Origin of the sequence: Blautia sp. CAG:257 (assembly GCF_000433815.1) — a bacterium.
Taxonomy (GTDB): Bacteria; Bacillota; Clostridia; order Lachnospirales; family Lachnospiraceae; genus Blautia_A; species Blautia_A caecimuris.
The window spans coordinates 1-2,796 of the sequence record NZ_HF999056.1 but is presented as its reverse complement, the minus strand read 5'-3'; the positions used below and the strand labels follow the sequence as shown (position 1 = coordinate 2,796).

Genomic DNA, 2,796 nt, shown 5'->3' with positions numbered 1-2,796 from the left:
ATATTATCGGACAGGTAAGAAGAACTGTAAAAAGTAAATAAAAAAGAATTGTAAATTCAGGATATGCTTTTTAAAATAAAAGGTACTGCTGTTCCTGAGGGGAGAGCAGTTCCAGATACACCTGCTGCTGTCTGTGCGGCAGCAGGACGTTACTGAGATTCAGTAACAAAAAACTATACTATTCCAAGGGAGGAAAACAAAATGAACAAAAAAGTTATCAGCGCACTTCTTTGTGGAGCAATGGTTCTCGGAGCAGCTACCCCGGTTATGGCTGAGGGCGCAGGAGACGGACAGAAGATCGCACTTGTTGGCAAATCAGCAGGCAACGCGTTCTTTGAGATCGCAGCAGCTTCCTTTAAGGAAACAGTGGAAGCAGAAGGCGGAACAGTGGAGGTTGTATATCCGGAGACAGCAACTGCTGATGCTCAGATCAAAGTTCTTGACAACCTGATTTCCCAGGATTTTGATGCAATCTGCATTGCAGCAAACGATGTAAATGCTCTTCAGGCAAAACTGACAGAAGCTATGGATGCAGGGATCAAGGTATCCTCTTTTGACTCTGCCCCCAATAAAGACAGCCGTCAGGTATTTGTAAATCAGGCCGGTACTGTGGCTGTAGGACAGGCTCTTATGGATGCAGTCCTTGATATTTCCGGCGGAGAAGGCCAGTTTGCAATTCTTTCTGCCACATCCCAGGCTGCAAACCAGAACGCATGGATCGACGCTATGAAGAAAATTATGGAAGAAGATGAGAAATACAGCAAACTGGAGCTTGTAGAAGTTGCTTATGGTGATGATGAGCCTCAGAAATCTACAGATCAGACAGCGGCGCTTCTTCAGAACTACCCGGACCTGAAGGTTATCTGCGCACCTACAACTGTCGGTATTGCAGCAGCTGCAAAATATCTTCAGGACAATGAATCCACATGTAAACTGACCGGTCTTGGTCTTCCGTCTGAGATGCTTGAGTACACAGGCGATGACGATGCTCATTCCTGCCCGTACTTCTATCTGTGGGATATGCAGGGCCTTGGAAAACTCAGCGCTTACACAACAATGGCTCTTGTAAAAGGCGATATCACAGGCGCACTTGACGAGACATTTACAGCAGGCGACCTTGGCGATTTCACAATTACAGAGGCTGACGACAAAGGAACAGAGATTGTTCTTGGGGAGCCGCTTCAGTTCACACCTGAAAACATTGAAGAGTACGCAGAGCTGTACTGATTCATGTATCCGTAATAATAAGAAGCTTTTTCATACTATTTAAGAATCCTTTGAAAGAGAGACGCCGTGAAGCTGGCGTCTCTTTCTTATTTATGCTATGATAAGTAAAAATCAGTAAGAAGGCGGTAGAAACATGCAGCAGGCGCTTTTGGAGCATTTAAGAAAAATAACGGAAGAAGAGCAGCGTATTCTTGATGGAGCATCAGAAGTGGATCAGGGGCTGTATACGTCAGGAAAGGATTTTACTGTGGACAGTGCAAAGATGCTGGAGGAGGGAAAGCTGATCGCAGTGAGGACTCACACCAGGTTCGTGCATTTTCCGTCTCACAGGCATAATTTTATTGAGGTGCTTTATGTGTGCGAAGGCTCGCTTACCAATATCATAGGAGGAAAAGAGGTAGTTATTGAGGCGGGAGAGCTTCTGTTTCTGAATCAGTTTACCAGGCATGAGATCCTGCCGGCAGGAAAAAATGATATTGCCATTAATTTTATGATTCTTCCGGAGTTTTTTGATGTGGCCTATACGATGGCGGGAAGTAATAATATACTGGCAGATTTTCTTGTTCATGTATTACGGCAGAATGAAGAAAAGGGAGAATACCTTCATTTCCGGGTGGCAGAGGTTCTTCAGATCCAGAATCTTCTGGAAAACATGATTTATTCACTGGTAACGGGCAAAGGAGATCAGAACCGGATCAATCAGACAACCATGGGGCTGATTTTTCTGTATCTTCTGGATTCTGTCCAGTATGCGGAGATGAGAGTGCCGAATCAGTATGAAAATATGATAGCTATGACAACCCTGGATTATATTGAGCAGAGCTATAAGACGGCCACGCTGACAGAGCTGTGTGTTAAGCTTCATCTTCCCATGCATGTACTCAGTAAGATGATCAAAAAAAACACAGGATTTAATTTTAAGGAGCTGCTTCAGCGGAAGCGCATGAATAAGGCGATAGAACTGATGTGTGAGACAGAGCTTCCGATCAGTGATATCATTGCGGCGGTGGGATATGAGAACGGCAGTTATTTTCACCGGGTCTTCCGGGAAAAGTATCATGTGACACCAAGAGCCTTCCGGGAAATAAACAGAAAGCGGGAGACTGTGCGTTTGTAGAACTGTATAAATAAAAACGGGACATTACAAAATACACTTCAGAAGAAATGTGCTTTGTAATGTCCTTTTTTAGATTTTACTTTATCTTTGGCAATAGGAAAAAGAAATGTCTCAAGAAATGCGGAATATGGGAAACAGAGAACTCTGTATGTTCCGCAGATATTTATGTAATATCATTGGTGTTTCCTTTTCTGTGTGTACCTGAAGTAAAATCTATATTTATTTTAGCATATTTTATGTAGATAGAAAAGAATTGGTTTTGTAGAAAAAACAGAGAGATAATTATGCAAATTGCACAAAAAATAAAAGGAGGAGACTGAGAAAGGATCTGATTAGTATAAAAGATGTCCGGTTTTGACAGTGATTAAAGTAAAAAATGACAGAACAAAATCAGATTTCGTATAACAACAAAAAAATCCGGAACTTTATGTTCCGGATTTTCAGTAGCGAGA

At 42.5% G+C, this 2,796-nt stretch carries 2 protein-coding genes; both read left to right on the top strand.

Going from position 1 to position 2,796, the window contains the following annotated elements; translation table 11 throughout:
* Positions 1-201: 201 nt before the first annotated feature.
* Positions 202-1,227, top strand: a complete 1,026-nt coding sequence (locus tag QVP40_RS07280; protein ID WP_022067810.1) for a substrate-binding domain-containing protein — start codon at positions 202-204, stop codon at positions 1,225-1,227.
* A 133-nt stretch (positions 1,228-1,360) separates the two neighbouring features.
* On the top strand, positions 1,361-2,344 hold the full coding sequence (locus tag QVP40_RS07275; RefSeq protein ID WP_022067809.1) for an AraC family transcriptional regulator: 984 nt from the start codon (positions 1,361-1,363) through the stop codon (positions 2,342-2,344).
* Positions 2,345-2,796 lie beyond the last annotated feature (452 nt).